Source organism: Pedobacter frigoris (assembly GCF_032678645.1).
GTDB lineage: Bacteria > Bacteroidota > Bacteroidia > Sphingobacteriales > Sphingobacteriaceae > Pedobacter > Pedobacter frigoris_A.
Genome location: NZ_JAVTSP010000002.1, coordinates 453,288 through 471,954, shown reverse-complemented (window position 1 = coordinate 471,954; position 18,667 = coordinate 453,288). Strand labels below are relative to the sequence as shown.

Genomic DNA, 18,667 nt, shown 5'->3' with positions numbered 1-18,667 from the left:
CAAATGATCTGAATGTAAGTTACTTGAGTATTTTTAGCAGATAAGCACCATAGCCACTTTTAACCAATGGTTCGGCAACGGACTTCAGCTGTTCTTTATCGATAAAGCCCATTCTGTAGGCTACCTCTTCTATACATCCGATTTTTAAGCCCTGGCGTTCTTCGATAACGTGGACAAACTGACCGGCCTGCATCAACGATGCAAAAGTACCTGTATCCAGCCAGGCGGTACCCCTGCTCAATACACCTACTTTCAATTTACCTTGTTCCAGGTATACTTTGTTTACATCAGTAATTTCATATTCACCCCGTGCTGAAGGCTTGATGTTCTTAGCGATCTCTACCACTGAATTGTCATAGAAATAAAGACCTGGAACTGCATAATCAGACTTTGGATGAAGGGGCTTCTCTTCAATAGATACTGCCTGATTCTCGTCGTTAAACTCTACAACTCCATATCTTTCGGGATCGGAAACGCGATATGCAAAGACTACCCCACCATCCGGATCGGCACTCGATTGCAATAACCTGGACATTCCATCACCGTAGAAAATGTTATCGCCAAGCACTAATGCGACCTTGTCATCGCCAATAAAATCAGCACCTATAACAAATGCCTGGGCAAGGCCATTTGGCTGTTCCTGTACTGCATAAGAAAACTTACAGCCTAATCTGCTCCCATCACCCAACAACTTTTCAAAGTTTGGTAAATCATGAGGTGTAGAAATAATCAGTATCTCCCGGATTCCGGCAAGCATCAGCGTCGACAAGGGATAATAGATCATCGGCTTATCATAAACCGGCATCATTTGCTTGCTCATCACCAGGGTCAAAGGATGCAACCTTGTGCCACTTCCACCTGCTAAAATTATTCCTTTCAAGAGTTATATGGTTAATTTATTTAAAATGTCATTTACAGATTTATTGTGCTTTAAGCTCAGAAATCTTAATCCTGACTTGAAGATACGTTTTCTTCTAGTTCTTTAAACCATTCTGCCCCATATTTTCTGATCAGTGGTCCTTTCAGAAATTGATATACCGGAACTTTTAATTCACGGCCAAAAGAACAGGCATCGCTACAAATATGCCAGCGATCATAATTCAACACTTCAAATTCCGGATACTGCGTAACCCTGATAGGGTACAGATGACAGGAAATGGGCTTTTGCCAATCTACAAGCCCCTGCTCATAGCCTTTCTCTATTCCGCATTTCGTAATGCCATTTTCAAAAGTAACATAGGCACATTCTTTATGTCCGTCTACACAAGGTGTAGTCAGATCGCCGTCTGCATCTACTACAGAAGTACCATACTGTTCAATTGCGGCAATGCCTTTAGGCTCTAACAGGTGTTGTATTTTTGGATAAATCTCCGCTAAAATTGCTGTCTCGGCAACATCGAGGGGAGCACCTGCATCGCCTTCCACGCAACATATCCCCTTGCATTTATTCAGATTGCACACGAAATTTTCCCTGATCAGGTCTTCATGCACCAAAGTATTTTGTACTTCTATCATTACTTATTTACTATGGCCAAAGGATGTTTAAGTCCATCGGCTGATTTAATTTCCATTATCACAGAGCCCACCAATATTTCCACCTGAGCCTTTACAGGTACTCTATTACCATCATCAGTAACCCATAAGTATAATTTACTATCCTTACGGAAAATCCTTCCTGGCTTTATAGAAGGGCTAAATTTCAAACACTTTATTGCACCCAGCTTAGTTTTAATCGTTTCCCTGCCTACAAACTGAATTTCCAGCTGGCTAATCTCATCTCCTAAAAAGTAATTCAGCTTTACAAAATCACCGGCTTTCATTTTTGAAATATCCAGGCTTCTTGCAAAATAATAGGAAGATACCAGGTCAAATGTTTGCTTTGTCGGCGTTTTAAAAGTTCCCTTTGTAGCAACTACCTTTTGCTCATCCTGACTAAACCTTGCTTTATCCTGTCTCCTGTAACTTCCTTCTCTGATGTTTTCCTGATAGAAATAAGGCTTTAAATCTTTCTTATCTATATAGGAATCGTAATGATCCCTTATTTTATAAAATACATCAAAGGTACCTGAGGTCTGTCCGTCAACACTCAAGCGATAAGTCGGACTGCCATCAAATTTAAGGTCAGATTCCAGCACTTTCAGTGTGCCTTCAGCTGCCGTGATAAAGCCATATTTCAACTTGTAGGTCAACACTTCTCCAGCTTGAAATACCGGATCTTTTACGAAAGGTAACTCCTGGGCAACACCTTTATAACTTAGGAATGCAGCAACAAAAAACAAAAACAACTTTCTCATACCTAAGCTAAAACAAAAAACAATCCAAAATTAATCCTTACGCTTATAAATGGGAACTGTAGAGCAAGGCTCTCCATACATAATGCTTTTAACAACAGGTGTAAGTAAACTTGTAATTTCAACGTAGGCAGAAACAGGAAGTTCGATATCAGCGCAGCCTTTTACCACTACCCGCTCGTTTTCAAATGTCTTAAGGTCTATTTTAGACAGTGCTTTTGTGAATAGCACGGTTTCCAATGTTTCCAGACTGCCAAATACGATTTCATTGGCAAAAGGTTTCATCTTGTTTGCCAGCAACATATAAGCCCATGTAGGCACAATTGCATCAGCGGTACAGGTAATAGCCACATTTTTATCCGCATAGGCCGACCAGTCATGCGTCTTGATGAACTCCCTGAAATCCTTTTCCCTTAGCATTAGCCCATGAAAAAGATTATCCTTGATGTCGTACACCAACCTCTCTCCCTGATGAAGATATTCTTCGAGGTTAAGCGTGATCAAACCACTAGCTGCTACTTTATTAACAAAATTCTCCTGAATGTCCATGATGCTATACTGAAAACTATGGGTTCCTAAAAATAAAAAAACCGGAAGCAACAATTACTTCCGGTTACAAAATTACGTAAAATAAGATTAATAGAATTTCACCCTATTGTCTTTTATCTTGCTTTTATCTTTTAATGCCTGGAAAGCTGATCCTAAAGAACGCTGACCAGATACTTGCATCATTGCTTCTTTTTGCTTGTAAGTGTTTGCCAATGGAGCCGGATTAGTAAATCCATCTATTACAAAAGCAAATACTCCGCTTTCTCCATCTACAGCTTTAGAAAGCTTACCCGGCTGTGAACCGAATACAGAACCTACCAGTTTGTTTTCCTGAGCTAAACCAGGAATGATCGGATTGGCAAATACCATGTTGGTAACAGGAGCTGCTACCTGACCTACTTTTTGAGCTACCTGATCAATCGATGCAGCACCTTTTAAAGCGTTATCCAATTTCTCTTTAAGCATTTTTGCTTTAACAGCAGTCCTAACCATTGGTTCGATGTCTTTCTTAACTGCTTCAAGAGGCAATGTACCTTCAGGCTTGATGTCAGTCACACGGGCAACAACAAAACCGTTGTCCATTGAATAAACCTCATCAAGAATATCACCTTTATCTGCTGAATAAGCATCGCGGATCAACTGACGTGGATTATCCAAGCCTGGAGCAAAGCCCTGAGTTGGAGTGATCTTATCAGCAACACCTACAGTATAACCTTTTTTCTGAGCCAGCTCAGAGAAGTTACCTGATTTTGCTTCATTAAGGAAGCTGCTTGCTTTTTTATAAGCAGCATCTTTAGTTTTATTACTTGAGCTTAGGTTTTTCTCAATATAAGCCAGTTTGGCTACTTTAGAAGAACCTATTTGTTTTTCTATTTTGATCAGGTGAACCCCAAATTGAGATTGAACTACTTTCAGGTCTCCAACGCTTCCGTCAAATGCTGCGTTTTCAAATTCAGCAACCATTTGCCCTCTTGTGAAAGTTCCCAGTTCACCACCTTTATCTTTAGATCCGTCAACACTATACTGCTGAGCCAGCGTTGCAAAACTTGCGCCTTTCTCGATCAGACCTTTCAATGAATCAGCCAGTTTTTTAGCTTTATCAACACCGCCCAATTTACTTGGGTCGATTAAGATATGACTTGCCTTAACTGAATCAGGAGAAAAGCGGGTATTGATCACTTTTACGAGCTTATAAGAGTTTCCTGAAAACTTAGGACCGTAAAAACTACCTGCAGGTAAATTAAACACTACTGAGTCAACAGCAGGATCAAGTTTGCCTTTAGTGATGTAAGTATAAGGTACTTTAACATCAGAGTTGTTCGCTGCAAATAAAGAATCGTTTGCCGAAGTTCTGAAATCTGCCGCCAGCTTTTCAACCTGGGCTTTAACAGCTGCAGAATCTGCTGCAGTAGGATTTACGCTAAAAGAAACATATTCAAACGTACGTGTCTCGGTAGGATTCTCGAAACGTTTTTTATTTGCATTATAGTAATCCGAATAATCTGATTCAGTAGGCTTAACACTCGCATCCTGAATTGATGAATATGGAAGTGTTACATATTTGAAATTAGCCAGTTTATTACGGTTGATGTATTCATCATTAGCCTCAAGTGTAGTTACGTAAACTGAATTGTTAACCAGTTTAGCATATTTTTGCTGCAATGCCTGTTTCTCAATTTCAACTTCAAGAGATTTCAACTGAGGTGCTACTCTTGGATCTTTATATCCGTCTTTAAAAGTTCTGATTACCTGTGCACGATCAACTTCTCCTGTCTGAGGGTTACCAAAGTACTGCACGATAAGCGGACTTGGGTTACTTCCCTGGATCAGGTCATTCAGTTCGTCAGAAGAAACAGTTAAACCTAAACGGTTATACTCTTTTCCAAGCAGAACATTGGCAATTTCGCCTTGCCATACATTATCAACTGCCATAGCCTGCATCTGCGAATTGCCAGCACCGCCATATTGTTGTTTGTATTGAGCTAGACTCTGCTCAACTTTACCGCTAAACTCGTCTATGTTGATATCTTGCCCGTCAATTGAACCTACAACCTTTTGAGATGCCGCCCAAAAAGGCTTACCTGCCTGAATTGCGTCACCAACTAAAAATGCAACAATTGCAAAACCGATGGCCCCAACCAGGATATAGCCTGCGCGATTCCGCAAAAATGTCATTAATCCCATAATATTCTTATTTATAATTTTTTTTAAGAGGGCGCAAGATACAACTTTTGCTAAAAAAAGAAAATATTAAATTGTATTTGAATAAGTATTTAAAAATTAAGGAAATAACGGTGCTCAGACATCCTAGTTGCCGAAACCTTCCGGAATATAGGTCTCACCATTTCCATTAGACCAGTTGATCAGACTGAAGTCTTCCGTAGCACTAAAATTAACTGCATTCAGTACCGTACCATCGGCCTTCGTAATCACACCACTGGGGGAAAAGAACATCTTTTTATTCTGGTCCCAAACCAGTTCTTCTGTATTGAAGGTCAGTTTTTCGTTTACCACAATTACATTGCGCCTGAAAGTAGCGGTCTTCTCTGTGTCTCTCATAATGGCATAATCAGAGGTAATTGAACCCTTGATTTTCATCTGCTCATCAATGAAATTGATCTTTACGCCTTTTGGCATTTCCTGGTAAACAGCACCATTTGCAGGTGTTACCTTATCCAGCACCGGAGCAAATCCCTGTGCCTTTACCTTCGCAGAATCACTATAAATGACATCCACCTTGATCGTCCGGTCGACATTCAGGGCAACTTTTTTAGACAAACGCGCGGCTTTTTTCAGATCATCTTCAGCACAGGAGCTTAAGCAAAGCTGGATCAGGCAAAGTATAACACTGCAATATATTATACCACGGGAATTCATTAATCGAATTTAAATCGTGTAAACCAACGGTCGTTTAAAGTAAATCCTAAGTGAAAATTAATATAGCTTTCCTGAATCAATCCATTGGTCGACTTTCCTCTTCTTCCGAGCTCAGTGGTAAAGTTCATCTTATAAAAAGAGTACCTGTTTGGAGCCAAAGGGAATCCAAAACCAAGCGTAACGGCCATTTGTTTCACATCCTGCTCGTTCAACTGGATATAGGTTTTATCGTACTGAAAACCAAAACGATAATCAACGCGTTTAAAGTAACTGCCGATAGAACCAATATCAGGAGTGATTTGCGCACCAGCTGAAAAACCCCAGCTATCCTGTAACCCCTGGTTGGTGTTGTCAATATTTAATTTAGACCATTGCCCCATTCTGTAATCAGCGCCAAACATCCATTTATTGTCTTTCTGGATCGAAAATCCGAAATTATGAATTAAAGGGAGTTTCAATTTTGCAGCGCTGTTTTCATTAACCAGTACCGTATCAAATGCTGCTTGTTCCTCACCCACTGCATCTCTGAAATATTGTGTCACAACAAAAGTTTTGGTAGAATTGATTTTTGAAGGAGAAGATCCTGAGTATCCCAGGGTAATCCTGCTTTTGCTGCTCAGCGGAATATCATACTGTAACCCGTAAGAAAATCCAATACCGCCTATGCTGTTTTTATTTTGTCTCCTGTTATTGATCGATGGTGAAGCCTGAAGTTCTATTGACCTGTTTTCCTGAAGATTTCCAAAAAGATATTCCACATTGGCCCCTATTCGAAAATGATCACCAAACTGCTGACCAATACCGAAATAGGCTTTTGTTAGACCGCCTTCTCCTGAATACAACGCATTATAAGTGTTCGTGTCAGTAGCGCTATATTTCTCAATAGAAGAGAATTCATAGCCAAGTTCAGTATACGGCAATATACCTATACTGAGCGCAGATTTACCTGATTTTAAAGGAAATGCCATCGCAACATGACTTAAAGTCGAGTTGAAACTGGTTTCACCGATTCCATTTTTCTTTACTTCGGTAAAACCTGCTGACATGCCCATGTCTAGCGTAGTCATCGTAATTCCAGTATAAGAAGCCGGATTTTGGATGTTTATATTGCTATAAATACTCGGTTTATAAACACCAGTGGAAATCCCCCCCATGGCTCTGAACTGAGGAAGTAACGATCCTCTCACATTTCCAAGACCATATTTTGAGTAAGGTGACTGCGTGGTAACCTGTGCTTTAACAGAAATAGTCGTTAGCAATATTAATACTGCTGCTATATAATTAATCTTTTTGTACATATTCAAATGCAATGACTTCGTTTAATCCTTTTAATACCAAATAAGGATCGTGTATAATTTGAGGCGCAAAGATGCTCTTTTTTAATTGCACTAGCAAAAAAGCAGCGTCACCACCCGTTATTAATACCCTAATGGCCTTATTTCTTTTATTCTGATTGGCTATAAACCCTTCAATCTCGTTAATTACTCCCTGTAACACCCCGTTTTTTATGGCCGACTCAGTATCAGTTCCATCAGGTATTTCCCCATCTTCTTTATCCCATTTCACCAAAGGCAAACGCCCTGTATAATGATTCAATGCCTTAAAACGCATATGGACACCCAAACTAATACTGCCCCCGAAATACTCACTTTCTTCGGTTAGCAAATCATAAGTGATACATGTTCCCGCGTCAATTATAAAACAGTTTAACTTAGGATAATAATGGTGAGCTGCAACAACTTTAGCCCATCTGTCTAATCCCAAAGTAGATAATGTCTTATAGTAATTCTTGATCCCTGGATTAAATACAGTTGAGAATTCTACATAATTCGTTCGCTTTTTTAGGACATCAATTATTTCCGAAAATTCATCAGCTACACTCGAAATGGTAGAGTTGCTTACATTATATTGTTCAATTAAGTTGGCCAGTGCAGATGTCGTGATTTGTCTTAAACTTTGGTAATGAATCAACTCCCTGTTATTGAAAACAGCAAGTTTACCATTAGTATTGCCAATATCCAGAACAAGATTATGCATTAGCGATTCTCAACTTCATCCCACAAAGCTATTAATCTTTAGCAAGTTTCGAGCTTTCAAATTGTTAAAAAAAGTTAAACAAACAAAAAGTACTGTATGGCAAAAACCAATATCAGGAATAAGCTTTCGTAAAACCAACGCTTTTTAGCATTTGAAAAGTAATAGGATAAAAGTACCGAACCCGGAGGAACACACAACAAGAAATGATAGAGCCTGAAGTCGGGCTTGGTATAAAAACTGACAATGCTGATGATGAACATAAAAAATAGCATCTGAAATGCTTTTCTGGTGCTGATAAAGCTTCTGAAGAAATTCTCCCTCAGCTGTAACGTAGCCAGCACAATCATGACAAAAACAGGCACCAGAACCAGGTAGTCATTGTAATTAATTTTAAAAACTGAAGGAAATTTATTTGCCAGTGGCAGCCATATCTTATAAAACATGGAAAGATTATCATTCCAGTAATAATAAACACCTACAAAAAAGAAGATGATCAGAAAACCAACCAGTCCGGAAACCCATTCTCTCCACTCAAAAGACCGGTACAGGAGCAATGTAAACCACAGCATGGCCAGCATTACGATGAATGGAAAATAAATCAGTGTACCGACGGCAATGATCATCCCGATGTCAAACATGATCATGATTGCATTTGGCGACTTACCTATTTTCAAAAACTTATCCATCATCCAGATCAGTAAAAAATTACAGATCAGTGTAGGGCTCAGGATCAAAAATGGCATGAACAAACTTGCCGAAGTAATGTATAGCAGCGCCGGCAAATACCCTGGCTTACTCAGCAATCCATGATTATTTACGACCCTGTTGAACAAAATGGCCTGGATGTAAATGATCACTCCTGCAAAGAAAACATTACCGGCAGGTGAAAATGTATTTTGAATAGGAATCTGAATGAAAAACTTAGTATACGGCTCTAAAAACTCAAACTGTAATACGGAAGGGAGATCCGCAAATATAGCCATACGCATAAAAAAAGTATATGCGAATAGGATCAGCAGGTTTATAGGGTTTAAATTTCTAAATTGATTAATCATGCCTGTATACAAAGGCAAAGTAAAGGAAATTATCTGGCAAACTGCCTTACAACTTTATCAATTACGGCTGCTGTTTCATCGGGAAAGAAAAACTGATGTTCCTGAGGCTTCGCCACCCATTCTTTGATAATTGGCAACCAGTTTTTATTGCTGCCCCATATCACCGGCAAGCCAAATTGTTTCAATGCAAAAGCATTGCATTGCTGCTCATATTGAAATTTCATGGGTGCTACCAACAGTTTCTTGCCCATATGTAGTGCCTCTGCAGGCCCCTCGAAGCCTCCGCCTGTAAATAACCCTTCACAAGACGCCAGACTTTTATTAAACAACTCATTGTTGACCGGATAAACTGCCACATTGCTGTCTTTATAAGCTTCTTTTGTGTGTTTTGAAAATACTTCCCATCTGATGTGGGGAATCTGTTTCAATACAGGCACCAGAAATTTATCGTCAATTGCCGGAAGGTAAACAGTATAATGCCCCAGATTGGAAACAATCATCTTCCTGATTTCCGCACGAATCACGGGAGTATATATGAAATCGTCGTACCTGTCGAAATGAAAGCCAACATAATGACTCGCCGGAGCATAATATTTCATCACCAATTGCGCCCAGTCAATGCTCCTTGGCTTCGGGACTTTAGCTGATTGAAATGACGCCTGATGACTAAGCCCCACACTTTCTATCCGTTGTCTTTTGCAGGCCCAAGCGGTTACTGGTTCAAAATCATTCAATATGAGGTTATACTCCCTCAGTGGTATACTCCTCATGTCCTTTACAAAACGCGGCAGGTTCATCGTCTTCCATGTTTCGTAATGGTTCACTCCGCCCTTTTTCCCAAAAATAAAGCTAAAACCATGTAACTGGTATTTGACTTCCTGGGTCAGCTTCACATCAGCCTGGGTACCACTGATCAGCAGATCAACCTCACCGTGTTGTTGCAACAAGGGTACAATTTCCCTTGCCCGGCTAATGTGACCGTTTCCCGTACCTTGAATGGCATATAGTATCTTCATCCGCACCGAATATCTGTAATTTTCATTAAATAACTTGGAAGCTCATACAGATTTATGTGCTAAAGCATTTCTAATTTGATCTTTTGTAGCAGCGTATTGATATCAAGCTTGCTGTGAAGGTCTTCACTATCAGATAAAATTCCTTCTTCTACCTCATCTTTCTCAAAGTCTTTCTGATCGTATTTGAATATTTTCCATGACTGGTCATAGTATTCCAGTGCCGTTAAGTTTTCCACCCAATCGCCACTATTTAAATAAACGACCGACCCTTCTTCTGTGGTTATCGTCCGCATTTCCGGCTGATGGATGTGTCCACATATTACATAGCCATATCCCTTTTCCACGGCAAGTTCTGCAGCCGTATCCTCAAATTTATTGATAAACTTTACGGCGTCTTTGAACTTCGCTTTGATCCGCTTTGAAAAACTCATTTTCTCCCGCCCGATAGCGGTTAAAAGCCAATTTGCTAAACTGTTGATCAAGATCAGCGTATCGTATCCTACAGCGCCCAGTTTCGCCAGCCATTTTGAATGCTGCATCGTTACATCGAACACATCTCCATGAAAAAACCAGGCTTTTTTGCCGTCAATTTCCAGAATAAGTTTATTCTGCAGGTGAAATGCTCCCATGTGCATGTCTGCAAATTTTCTGAGCAGTTCGTCATGGTTACCAGTAAGGTAATAGACCGGCACACCTTCCACCACAAATTTCATGAGCTTGCGAACCACCTTCATGTGGGTTTCCGGCCAATACCGTTTGCTAAATTGCCATACGTCTATGATATCGCCGTTCAGCACCAGCATTTTAGGTTTTATACTTTTAAGGTATTTCAACAATTCTTTGGCGTGACAGCCATAAGTACCAAGGTGTACATCAGAAATTACTGCAATATCTACTTCTCTCTTAGACATCATCTTCATCCATTGTCAGTTCATATGGCCCGAAGAAGAAAGCAATGATCACAATCAGGCATGCTATAAAAAACAATTCCGGCATAGGGATATTAGTTTATTCGACAAATATGCAACCCATAGATTAATAAGCCGTTAAGAAGATGTTATCGTATTTCTTACCTTAAAGAAAATTTTATAGGAACATTATATTTCACACGCATAGGTACGCCGCGCTGTTTACCGGGAATCCATTTTGGTGAAATCCTCATCACACGCAGTGCTTCATCATCTAATGAAGGATACACCCCGCGCGTCACCTCTGCGTCGGCGACTTTACCATCTTTCTCCACGACAAAGCTCAGCAGGACAGTGCCTGATATGTTTTGATCCTGAGCATCACGCGGATAACGAACAGTCCTGCTCAAATACGCATAAAAAGCCTGAATTCCATTCTGATAGGTAGGAAACTCGTCGGTCACTGCATATAAATAAGTTTTTCCATCCTTATAGCTTTCTCCTGAAAGCAATTTACCTTTCAGGTACTTCTCTTTATAAATAAAATCCCCGGATGCATTTTTTTCTGTCCATAGCCCATCCTTTTCACCACCCACATATTCGCCCTCTTGCAAATAGTTTTCAGAACCTGCCTTTACAGTAATTTTAAAATGCCCGTTTCCATTTTCAACCAGTACCTGTCCAAGAGAATCCACATAATAATCCAATTTGGATGGCTGGTTAAATCGCGACTGGCCTTGGAATCCGGCGAAATTAGATGCTGCCCCATCGAAATCAACGACCTTATTCAGTTTTCCATTCGAAAAAAAGTAATAACCTTTGCCAACGGGCTTGTTTGCTTCATAATTAAAAATTGTCTGCTTATTGCCCTTATCATCATAGGTTGCAAATTGACCTTCGTAAATGAGCGCTGGTTCAAATTTTGAAACACTACCTATAGTTTTAGGTTTGCCGTTGACGTAATACTCCATTAACTTAAAATAAACTGCGCCAGAGTCCGGCTCTTCAATTACACGAATATAATCCGCGCTATCCTGTAGTGACACCGGCTTTCCGTTATTCTTAAACAAATAAATATTTTTTCTTTTTTGAGCGTTTGTTAAGCCTGCGAAAAGCAGTAAAGCAACAAGGAGCGTTATTTTTTTCATAGGTGCAAATTTAAAATTTCGCAATGTATTTCGAAATACTTTGTATTAAGAAATGACTATAATGCAAAACGGGTCGGTTGAAATTCATCAGCCGACCCGTTTCTATAAAAAAGTATTATTAAGCTACTTTCTTCTTTTTATTTTCGCTGTAAAAGGCAAAACCAAGACCTGCCAATAACAATATAGATCCGACTAAAGATATTTTTTCGCCCATATAGTAAGATACCGGTTCAAACTTAAATTCAACTTTATGATTTCCAGCCTCAAGCTGCGCAGCACGCAGCACATAATCAGCCCTGAAATATGGTTTTTGTTTACCGTCCACATACATATTCCAGCCCTTATCATAATAGATTTCAGAGAACACAGCAATAATATCCCGCGGAGCACTGTAAGAATAAACCAGGTGATCTGGGTGATAGCTATCCAGTTTGATTGATGCCGTAGGGTCTGCGCCTACACGCTTAGCATCAATTAAATCTTTATAACGAATGTCAACAATAGCTTCTTTTTTAGGATCAAAGCTATTGATTGCCTTCATTTCTTCATCGGCATCCTTAGCAAATTGTACGTTTTGTACAATCCATGCATGACCAGCAGCTGTTTCATTGCGCTGCATTTTATAAGAACCATTCTGCGGATCCTGAGTAATGATATATTTCGTATTCAGCATATCCAGTACATCCTGGTTAATACTTTTTGAAAACTGCTTATCGATCAGTTCCTGATAGCGTTTCAATTTAGCCGCATGATAACCACCCACTGTTTTGTGGAATTGAGATGTCTGTGCATCAGAGAAAGTCGAAATCGACAAATCCAACACCCGAAAATCAGGGTCTTTATCTGAGGTAATGAACGTATCTACATCACGTGGTTGAAAATGATTTTTTAAGTCACTTTTGTTCGCAAAATTACTATTGTTCAGATAACGACGATCAACCTGCCACATGTCTATCAGTACTGCAAGCCCTAATAAAATCACAGCAAGCTGTATATTCATTTTCTTAGTGATGATTGCCCATACCAGCCCATAACCTATAGCGATAAACAAAACAGACCGCAGCGCGTCTGCCCTTGCAATATCAGCACGATCGGAAATCAGTGCTCCCGCTATACTATGAGCAACAGAGGCATTATTTTCAAGCATTTGTGTAAGTGCCTGAACCATTTGCTGGTGATTGGCCGTAGTAAAACTAAAGAAGGCTGTTGGCATTATGGCCACCAGTAAAGCAAAACCACCAGTAATACCTGCAGAAATCGTCAATTTTTTTACAAGCTCTTTTTGATCATAAGCACCTTCCTGTGCTTCTTTGATCGCTAAGAAAGCGAGTAAAGGAACCATTAATCCAACGATTGCCAGGATAGATTCAACTGCCCTGAATTTGTTGTACATTGGAAAATATTCGAAGAACAAGTCCGACACCAACGGGAAATTCTTTCCAAAAGAAAGCAGCATAAATAAAATGGTTGTTCCTAAAATCCACCACTTCAATCTGTTTCTAACAATAAATAATCCGAATACAAACAGGAAACATACTATAGCGCCAAAATAATACGGGCCTGAGGTCCCTGGTTTTTCACCCCAGTATTGTTGCATACCCAACTGGCCTGCCAGTTGTTGAATATGTCCGGTTGGATCCCCCCCAACAATTCCCTGTAATGTTTTATAAGTATTACTCTCTGGCTTTACTAATGCCTCTATGCTCGTTGCACCACCATAAAGATTTGGGATCAGGAAAGTAAAACTCTCTCCTATGCCCTGACTCCAACCATACGCATATTCCTTAGATAATCCATTTTTTTCTTCTGTTGCATCAGTAGTCAGGTTAGATTTGCCGCGGTTAGACTCTTTTCCATACTCATAGGTAGTCCATAATTTACCGGCATTTACCATAAAGGAAAGCGCCATTGCTGCCGCCAAAAAGGTCAGAGCCTTACCAAAACCAGCAAGTTTTTTTTCTTTTACGGCGTGATATACTTCAATTCCGATATAAATCAACAATGCGATCATCAGATAATAGGTCATCTGGATGTGGTTTGACCTGATCTCCAAAGCAAGGAAAAGCGCAGTTAAGCTTCCGCCAAGCCAGTATCTCCCTCTAAGTGTCAGGATTACCCCGGCGATTATAGGAGCGCAAAAAGCTATTGCCAATGCTTTATTACTATGACCAGCAGCTATGATGATAAAATTATATGATGTAAATGCGAATGCTACAGCACCTGCAGCGGCAAGCCATGGATTAATCTTTAATACACAAAATAAAAGGTATGCGCCAAGGAGATACATCAAAACGACGTCAACCGGATCAGGAAAAATTGCTTTTACCGAAGAGATGACGTAGGTTGTAATGTTATAAGGATGCTGAACCCAAATTTGATAGGCGGGCATACCGCCAAACATCTGATTAGTCCATAAAGGACCTTTCCCATCTTTTTCCTTATAATCCATGATTTCCTTGGCCGTAGCCTTGGCCTGGATCACATCACTTTGTGCAGGGGCTTTGCCTTGCAAAACAGGACTGAAATAGACGAAACAGATGATTACAAAAAATCCAATTATGGCCAGGTGTATGCCATTAGCTTTTAACCAGTTATTCATTAAGGTTTGTTTAAGATACGAACTAACCCCAAACTTAGATAAAACTGTGAATCATTTACGAACTTTTCTTAAAAAAGTTACTTCACCTCCTCGTAATCTACAAAATCACCTAATTTATCACTATTTCCCTTCTTTTCGGTCTTGGGTGGCATATAATCTATAGATATCGAGCCCTCAGGCTTTGAACTTTGTTGACGTGATTGATTTTGAGCCTGTTGCTGAACTTTACTGAACATATTTTTTATAACTATCGGGAACACCAACCGGAAGATAACTCTGATCAGATAAAGCACCAGTAAGGTTATAAAGAAGAATTTTAATAGTACCATTCTTATATATTAATATTTACAATTATGACGAATAAGCTCATTTCTTATTACACCGTCATTATGTTTATTGCATAACAATTACAATACCATCGGCTCAATTGTCATCCGTAATTGCCGCTACTCTGCCGATTTGTCCGTCTTCCAACCTCACTTTAATCCCTCTTGAGTGGTATGCGGCAGATGTCAGCAGATTTGCCACAATACCTCTGGTCAGCTTCCCGCTGCGCTGATCCTTTTTAAGGATAATATCCACTTCTAAACCGGGATATATATCTTTTCTATTCTTTCCGTCCATTGCTATAAATACAATTATTACTTTTTCCCGAATCTTTCTTCAAACATTTTCTCCATCGCAAACATCTCATCACGCAACCTGGCCGCCAGGAGAAAATCCATATCTTTTGCTGCTTTCGCCATTTCTTTGCGGGTTTTATCTATAGATTTCTGCATTTCCGGCTTGGTCATATATTGCACAATTGGATCCGCAGCCATACTTACCTCATCTACCTCCACATAAGCTTTTGCACGTGTATTATTTTCAGAGAAATCAAGCATCGAGCTCTGTTCCATAATTTCTTCCCTGGTCTTACCTACAGTTTTCGGGGTAATGCCATGCTCCAGATTATACGCAATCTGTTTTTCCCTCCTCCTGTTGGTCTCATCCATGGTCTTCTCCATAGAATCAGTGATTTTATCTGCATACATGATCACTCTTCCCCTGTCGTTCCTTGCAGCCCTTCCGATCGTTTGTATCAGCGACCTTTCGGAACGCAAAAACCCTTCCTTATCTGCATCCAGAATCGCAACCAGCGAGACTTCCGGTAGATCCAGTCCTTCTCTAAGCAAGTTAATGCCGATCAAAACATCAAATTCACCCAACCTTAAGCCCCTTAAAATCTCAACCCGTTCCAGCGTTTTAACCTCAGAGTGGATATAACGGCATTTGATGTTCAGCCGGTCCATATACTTGGTCAATTCCTCCGCCATACGTTTGGTTAAGGTAGTTACCAATACACGGTCGCCCATTTTAATGGTTTTGTCAATCTCATCCAGCAGGTCATCCACCTGGTTGATCGCCGGTCTTACTTCGATCAAAGGATCGAGCAAACCTGTAGGCCTGATTACCTGTTCTATTACAATACCTTCTGACTTTTGCAGTTCATAGTCAGCCGGTGTAGCACTCACATAAATGGTCTGAGGCGCTAAACGTTCAAATTCATCAAAATTAAGCGGACGGTTATCCAGCGCCGAAGGCAGTCTGAAACCATATTCTACCAGCGACATTTTACGTGACCTGTCGCCGCCATACATCGCCCTGATCTGTGGTACGGTAACGTGGCTCTCATCAATTACCATCAGGTAATCATCAGGAAAATAATCCAGCAGACAGAATGGACGCATTCCGGGTGCCCGGCCGTCAAAGAACCGCGAATAATTCTCAATTCCTGAACAGTAGCCAAGCTCCTTCATCATTTCTATATCGAAATTCACCCTTTCTTCCAGTCGTTTTGCCTCCAGCAATTGCCTGTCGCCTATCAATTGATTCTTCCTGATCTCCAGTTCTTCCTGAATTCCCCAGATGGATGAGTTAAACCTGTCCTTTGGCGTCACGAATAAATTCGCCGGATAGATGGCCATATCCAGGATCTTCTCAATTGTTTTCCCTGTTACGGGATCTATAATGCTCAATTCTTCGATATCATCTCCAAAAAAGGATACGCGATAGGCATTGTCCAGGTAAGCTGGAAATATATCTACTGTATCGCCCTTTACCCTAAAGGTTCCGCGCTTAAAATCATTGGTGGTACGCGCATATAAGATCTCTACAAGGCTATGTAAAAATGAATTTCTGGAGATCCTTGTCCCTACCGAGAACCTGAATACAGACCTGGAGAAATCCTCGGGATTTCCCATACCGTAAATGCAGGAAATAGAAGATACCACAATCACATCCCTGCGGCCGGACATCAAAGCTGATGTGGTACGCAGCCGTAGTTTTTCAATCTCCTCATTGATGCTCAAGTCCTTTTCAATATAGGTATTGGTGCTTGGCATAAAAGCCTCGGGCTGGTAATAATCATAGTAAGACACAAAATAGTTTACCGCATTTTCAGGGAAGAATTGTTTAAATTCTCCATAAAGCTGTGCGGCAAGTGTTTTATTATGACTAAGGATCAATGTCGGCTTCTGTGTTTGCTGGATCACATTGGCAACGGTAAATGTTTTACCTGATCCGGTAACTCCCAAAAGTGTCTGGTAATGTTCGTCGTTATTCACCCCTTCTACCAGCTGTTTTATGGCATTGGGCTGATCCCCTGTCGGTTTATAGTTAGAAACGATTTTAAATTCCATAGCTATCAAACTTAGATAAAAATTAGTAAATTTATACAGGCTTACCTCATCAAATTCTTGTAAAATGATATTCGAACTCAGTAAAACAAACTCTGTAGCTAATGTTTTCATTGCTGAACTTCGGGATGAGAACATCCAAAAGGATGCCATGCGTTTTCGCAGGAACATGGAACGGATAGGCGAATACTTTGCCTTTGAAATCAGTAAGATCCTGGAATATACGAAAACCGAAACCCAAACTCCCCTGGGCGTCTCTCCAACGGTGAAACTTGAACAACAACCTGTTCTCGCAACCATTTTAAGAGCTGGTCTCCCCCTCCACAATGGGATGCTCAACGTTTTCGATCAGGCCGAATCTGCTTTTATTACGGCTTACCGCCGAAATCATAAAAGCGGTAGTTTCGAAATTCAGCTGGAGAACATATCATCGCCCGATCTTACGGGTAAGATTGTGATCATGAGCGACCCCATGCTCGCCACCGGGCTAAGCATGGTGCTCTGTTGTAAGGAACTGACCCGAAAATTCAAAATCAAAGAGCTTCATATCGTTTCTGTAATCGCCAGTTCTGAAGGTGTCAGGCATGTAAGGGCCAACCTGCCCAAAGCCAGGCTGTGGTTGGGTGCCATTGATGAGGAGATGACCAGCAAGGCCTATATTGTACCGGGACTGGGAGACGCCGGAGATCTTTCTTACGGAGTTAAACAATAATTTCCTCCTAATCGAAATACTTATTGCAACTTTGTACTAAGGCACGCAAAACGGCAATAATGATTAAACACATTTTTTTTGATTTAGATCATACCATCTGGGACTTTGACAGAAATGCACAGGAAACCCTGCTGGAACTTTATACGCAATACGAACTGCATAAACTGGGTCTCAGCTCCGCCGAAGAATTTATTGCTACCTATACCGAAAACAATCATCTGCTTTGGGCCGAATATCATGTAGGTAAAATCACCAAAGATGTGTTGAGATCCGAACGGTTTAGCAGAACCTTTATTCAGTTGGGCATACATCCGGATAGCATACCGTCTAGATTTGAAGACGACTATGTCAGCCTTACACCCAGAAAAACAAATCTTTTTGCCGGATCAAAAGACGTGCTCAGCTATCTGCAAAAGAAATATACATTGCACATCATCTCCAATGGGTTTAAGGAATCAACTTTAACCAAAATGGAAGTGTCCGGTCTCAATCCCTATTTCCAGAATGTCATCATTTCTGAAGATGTGGGTGTAAATAAACCAGATAAGGCCATTTTTGAATACGCCCTTGATAAAGCTGCGGCCTTAAAACATGAAAGTATCATGATCGGTGACAGCATAGAAGCAGACATCAGAGGCGCCCAAAACTATGGCATGAAGGCCATTTTCTTTAACCCTTTAAATAAAGAAATACCCGCAGACGTAGAATGGCAGATCAACCATCTGGAAGAATTGCTGCAACATTTTTAATACCCAAGAAATTCTGGTATAGCCTTAGATAGAGTCGCTATACACACA

At 40.4% G+C, this 18,667-nt stretch carries 18 protein-coding genes; 2 read left to right on the top strand and 16 right to left on the bottom strand.

The features are described 5' to 3' along the window. Positions 1–19: 19 nt before the first annotated feature. The 16 genes from rfbA to uvrB form a co-directional block, all read right to left on the bottom strand. Entirely contained in the window at positions 20–880 is an 861-nt protein-coding gene (rfbA, locus tag R2Q78_RS08495) for a glucose-1-phosphate thymidylyltransferase RfbA (RefSeq protein ID WP_316790781.1), read from the bottom strand. 65 nt (positions 881–945) lie between these two features. Further along, the gene (locus R2Q78_RS08490) at positions 946–1,515 is read right to left on the bottom strand and encodes a DUF3109 family protein (protein ID WP_316790779.1); all 570 of its coding nucleotides are present in this window, start codon (positions 1,513–1,515) and stop codon (positions 946–948) included. Beyond that, complete coding sequence (locus tag R2Q78_RS08485) at positions 1,515–2,294, bottom strand: DUF3108 domain-containing protein (protein WP_316790777.1); 780 nt, start codon at positions 2,292–2,294, stop codon at positions 1,515–1,517. The genes R2Q78_RS08490 and R2Q78_RS08485 overlap by 1 nt, the downstream gene beginning before the upstream one ends. 30 nt (positions 2,295–2,324) lie before the next feature. Beyond that, positions 2,325–2,840, bottom strand: coding sequence for a DUF2480 family protein (locus R2Q78_RS08480; RefSeq protein WP_316790775.1), 516 nt, complete (start codon positions 2,838–2,840; stop codon positions 2,325–2,327). An 87-nt stretch (positions 2,841–2,927) separates the two neighbouring features. After that, positions 2,928–5,024, bottom strand: coding sequence for a peptidylprolyl isomerase (locus R2Q78_RS08475; RefSeq protein WP_316790773.1), 2,097 nt, complete (start codon positions 5,022–5,024; stop codon positions 2,928–2,930). Between the two features lie 123 nt (positions 5,025–5,147). Beyond that, positions 5,148–5,717 (bottom strand): LPS export ABC transporter periplasmic protein LptC, encoded by a 570-nt coding sequence (lptC, locus tag R2Q78_RS08470; RefSeq protein WP_316790771.1) that lies wholly within the window; start codon positions 5,715–5,717, stop codon positions 5,148–5,150. Then, positions 5,717–7,015, bottom strand: coding sequence for a hypothetical protein (locus R2Q78_RS08465; protein ID WP_316790769.1), 1,299 nt, complete (start codon positions 7,013–7,015; stop codon positions 5,717–5,719). The genes lptC and R2Q78_RS08465 overlap by 1 nt, the downstream gene beginning before the upstream one ends. Beyond that, positions 6,999–7,754, bottom strand: coding sequence for a type III pantothenate kinase (locus R2Q78_RS08460; protein ID WP_316790767.1), 756 nt, complete (start codon positions 7,752–7,754; stop codon positions 6,999–7,001). Before R2Q78_RS08460 ends, R2Q78_RS08465 begins: the two co-directional genes overlap by 17 nt. Positions 7,755–7,828: 74 nt before the next feature. Beyond that, positions 7,829–8,737 (bottom strand): DUF6427 family protein, encoded by a 909-nt coding sequence (locus R2Q78_RS08455; protein WP_316790766.1) that lies wholly within the window; start codon positions 8,735–8,737, stop codon positions 7,829–7,831. Between the two features lie 101 nt (positions 8,738–8,838). After that, positions 8,839–9,825 (bottom strand): glycosyltransferase family protein, encoded by a 987-nt coding sequence (locus R2Q78_RS08450; RefSeq protein WP_316790764.1) that lies wholly within the window; start codon positions 9,823–9,825, stop codon positions 8,839–8,841. A 59-nt stretch (positions 9,826–9,884) separates the two neighbouring features. Continuing rightward, a complete protein-coding gene (locus R2Q78_RS08445; protein WP_316791574.1) occupies positions 9,885–10,736 on the bottom strand; it encodes a UDP-2,3-diacylglucosamine diphosphatase in 852 nt (283 codons plus the stop codon). Between the two features lie 158 nt (positions 10,737–10,894). Further along, positions 10,895–11,881 (bottom strand): TonB family protein, encoded by a 987-nt coding sequence (locus tag R2Q78_RS08440; protein WP_316790762.1) that lies wholly within the window; start codon positions 11,879–11,881, stop codon positions 10,895–10,897. Positions 11,882–11,999: 118 nt separating this feature from the next. Continuing rightward, positions 12,000–14,480 (bottom strand): YfhO family protein, encoded by a 2,481-nt coding sequence (locus R2Q78_RS08435; RefSeq protein WP_316790760.1) that lies wholly within the window; start codon positions 14,478–14,480, stop codon positions 12,000–12,002. A 77-nt stretch (positions 14,481–14,557) separates the two neighbouring features. Continuing rightward, entirely contained in the window at positions 14,558–14,809 is a 252-nt protein-coding gene (locus R2Q78_RS08430; protein WP_316790758.1) for a DUF4834 family protein, read from the bottom strand. A gap of 94 nt (positions 14,810–14,903) precedes the next feature. Continuing rightward, entirely contained in the window at positions 14,904–15,104 is a 201-nt protein-coding gene (locus R2Q78_RS08425; RefSeq protein WP_136837032.1) for a YwbE family protein, read from the bottom strand. A gap of 17 nt (positions 15,105–15,121) precedes the next feature. Then, entirely contained in the window at positions 15,122–17,161 is a 2,040-nt protein-coding gene (uvrB, locus tag R2Q78_RS08420; protein WP_316790754.1) for an excinuclease ABC subunit UvrB, read from the bottom strand. 64 nt (positions 17,162–17,225) lie between these two features. Between uvrB and upp the strand changes: the two genes are divergently transcribed. Then, a complete protein-coding gene (upp, locus tag R2Q78_RS08415; protein WP_316790753.1) occupies positions 17,226–17,870 on the top strand; it encodes a uracil phosphoribosyltransferase in 645 nt (214 codons plus the stop codon). A 59-nt stretch (positions 17,871–17,929) separates the two neighbouring features. Further along, complete coding sequence (locus tag R2Q78_RS08410) at positions 17,930–18,619, top strand: YjjG family noncanonical pyrimidine nucleotidase (RefSeq protein WP_316790751.1); 690 nt, start codon at positions 17,930–17,932, stop codon at positions 18,617–18,619. Positions 18,620–18,667 lie beyond the last annotated feature (48 nt).

What these genes read in the sequence shown, in the direction of transcription:
- R2Q78_RS08490 (WP_316790779.1), bottom strand. Translation starts at nt 1,515, where the DNA reads ATGATAGAAGTACAAAATACTTTGGTGCATGAAGACCTGATCAGGGAA.
- R2Q78_RS08485 (WP_316790777.1), bottom strand. Translation starts at nt 2,294, where the DNA reads ATGAGAAAGTTGTTTTTGTTTTTTGTTGCTGCATTCCTAAGTTATAAA.
- R2Q78_RS08480 (WP_316790775.1), bottom strand. Translation starts at nt 2,840, where the DNA reads ATGGACATTCAGGAGAATTTTGTTAATAAAGTAGCAGCTAGTGGTTTG.
- R2Q78_RS08475 (WP_316790773.1), bottom strand. Translation starts at nt 5,024, where the DNA reads ATGGGATTAATGACATTTTTGCGGAATCGCGCAGGCTATATCCTGGTT.
- lptC (WP_316790771.1), bottom strand. Translation starts at nt 5,717, where the DNA reads ATGAATTCCCGTGGTATAATATATTGCAGTGTTATACTTTGCCTGATC.
- R2Q78_RS08465 (WP_316790769.1), bottom strand. Translation starts at nt 7,015, where the DNA reads ATGTACAAAAAGATTAATTATATAGCAGCAGTATTAATATTGCTAACG.
- R2Q78_RS08460 (WP_316790767.1), bottom strand. Translation starts at nt 7,754, where the DNA reads ATGCATAATCTTGTTCTGGATATTGGCAATACTAATGGTAAACTTGCT.
- R2Q78_RS08455 (WP_316790766.1), bottom strand. Translation starts at nt 8,737, where the DNA reads ATGGCTATATTTGCGGATCTCCCTTCCGTATTACAGTTTGAGTTTTTA.
- R2Q78_RS08450 (WP_316790764.1), bottom strand. Translation starts at nt 9,825, where the DNA reads ATGAAGATACTATATGCCATTCAAGGTACGGGAAACGGTCACATTAGC.
- R2Q78_RS08445 (WP_316791574.1), bottom strand. Translation starts at nt 10,736, where the DNA reads ATGTCTAAGAGAGAAGTAGATATTGCAGTAATTTCTGATGTACACCTT.
- R2Q78_RS08440 (WP_316790762.1), bottom strand. Translation starts at nt 11,881, where the DNA reads ATGAAAAAAATAACGCTCCTTGTTGCTTTACTGCTTTTCGCAGGCTTA.
- R2Q78_RS08435 (WP_316790760.1), bottom strand. Translation starts at nt 14,480, where the DNA reads ATGAATAACTGGTTAAAAGCTAATGGCATACACCTGGCCATAATTGGA.
- R2Q78_RS08430 (WP_316790758.1), bottom strand. Translation starts at nt 14,809, where the DNA reads ATGGTACTATTAAAATTCTTCTTTATAACCTTACTGGTGCTTTATCTG.
- R2Q78_RS08425 (WP_136837032.1), bottom strand. Translation starts at nt 15,104, where the DNA reads ATGGACGGAAAGAATAGAAAAGATATATATCCCGGTTTAGAAGTGGAT.
- uvrB (WP_316790754.1), bottom strand. Translation starts at nt 17,161, where the DNA reads ATGGAATTTAAAATCGTTTCTAACTATAAACCGACAGGGGATCAGCCC.
- upp (WP_316790753.1), top strand. Translation starts at nt 17,226, where the DNA reads ATGATATTCGAACTCAGTAAAACAAACTCTGTAGCTAATGTTTTCATT.
- R2Q78_RS08410 (WP_316790751.1), top strand. Translation starts at nt 17,930, where the DNA reads ATGATTAAACACATTTTTTTTGATTTAGATCATACCATCTGGGACTTT.